Origin of the sequence: uncultured Campylobacter sp. (genome assembly GCF_937997595.1) — a bacterium.
Taxonomy (GTDB): Bacteria; Campylobacterota; Campylobacteria; order Campylobacterales; family Campylobacteraceae; genus Campylobacter_B.
Genome location: NZ_CALKTS010000095.1, coordinates 1 through 1683 on the forward strand (window position 1 = coordinate 1; position 1683 = coordinate 1683).

Genomic DNA, 1683 nt, shown 5'->3' on the forward strand with positions numbered 1-1683 from the left:
GGCTCGGCGTCCAAAGAGGACGGCTGGATCATCAACGATCTAAACGGAGATAAAGCCAACGACAAGAAAAATTACAATTTCGGACTAAATTTAAAGATAGTGCCGACCGATCGTTTTACGATTAAAATTTACGGCGATCTTTTTCACCGCCAGGACGACTCGCTCGACGAGCTTTTTATCCCAAAGTCTAAGCTGGGTAGCATCTCAAAAGCCGAAGCAAAACATATAAATTTAGAAACGCCCGCCCGCGTAAAGCAAACCTCTAGCTCGGGAGCGTTAGATCTAAAATATGAATTTGACAAATTTGACGCGACCTCGACTACGACCTTTCGTAGAGCCAAAAAAGACGGGCTTTACGACGAGGATTTCGGCAGTAAAATAACCTATCTCGACCCCGATCACTACGGGCTAATTACATTTTTAAATTCTAAAAATGATACCTTCTCCGAGGAGCTTAGATTTAGTAGCGTAGGCGAGCAAAGCTTCAAATGGGTCGGTGGACTTTATTACGAAAACGAAAAGCAAGTCTTCGGCCCGATCGGCGACCAATACGGCGACGGCGGTAGGACGATAGTCGAGGATTGGCCTTCGGTCAATCGCGCGCAGACGGCATCGGTATTCGGTCAGATCATCTATCCGATCACGAGCAAATTTGATGCTACGCTTGGCGGCAGGTATCAGCAGATCAGAAAACACACAAAGGTCGATTACTTTTCATACGAGCTGGGGCACAATCCCGGTGCGCCCGCGTTTTCGATGGACGAAAAAGCGACATTTAGGACGTTTTTGCCAAAAATCGCACTTGGATACGATATCACCGATGAGCTAAATATTTACGCGATGTATTCAAAGGGCTATCTAGCCGGCGGCTTTAATTTCTACACCACTGGCGGCAGCAGGGAGGATAATAAATTTGACGCACAGACGAGCGATGACTACGAGATCGGTGTAAAGGGTTCGTATGAGAGCTTTAGATTTTCTACCGCGCTATTTTATATGGACATCAAGGGCACGCATATATTTTATACCGACCCCAATAACCCCAACATCTACTCGACCGCAAACGCCGATAAATCAAAATCTATGGGTGTGGAATTTGAAGGCGTCGCAAAAGCGAGCAAGGAGCTTGATATAAATTTAGCCGCGAGCCTGCTAAAGACCAAATACGGAGATTACATCAACAAAGACGGCACTAATAATAAAGGTAATAAAATCGAGAAAAACCCCGAGTATAAGCTCTCTTTGGGCGCGTCATACTACGCTCCGATGGGAATTTATACAAGACTGGACGGAAATATGATAGGCAGGACCTACTTCGATGCTCAAAATAAGCTAGCCCAAAAGAGCTATTTTACGGCGGATGCAAAAGTAGGCTACCTAAAAGATGGCTTTGACGTGTATTTTTACGTCAAAAATTTGACCGACAAAGAGTATTTCTCGCACATACGCGACAGAGCGAGTAATGTCTTGATCACCTATGGCAAAGGCAGAACGCTCGGCGTCGGCGTAAGATATAGTTTTTAAATTTAGTAAATTTTACTAAAAGAAAGGATGAAAAATGAGGAAAAGTTTAGCTGTATTGGCAGTTTTAGGTGCATTTAGCGTAGCAGGCGCGCATGATTTTTGGCTTGCGGGTCAAAACGACGACAAACTAAGGGTTCAGATCGGATTTGGAGATGGATT

At 44.7% G+C, this 1683-nt stretch carries 1 protein-coding gene; it reads left to right on the top strand.

Annotated features, from left to right (window positions below; genetic code table 11):
* Positions 1-1524 (top strand): TonB-dependent receptor (locus tag Q0614_RS03455; RefSeq protein ID WP_298786545.1); only part of this gene is annotated, 1524 nt, incomplete at its 5' end.
* Between the last annotated feature and the right edge of the window lie 159 nt (positions 1525-1683).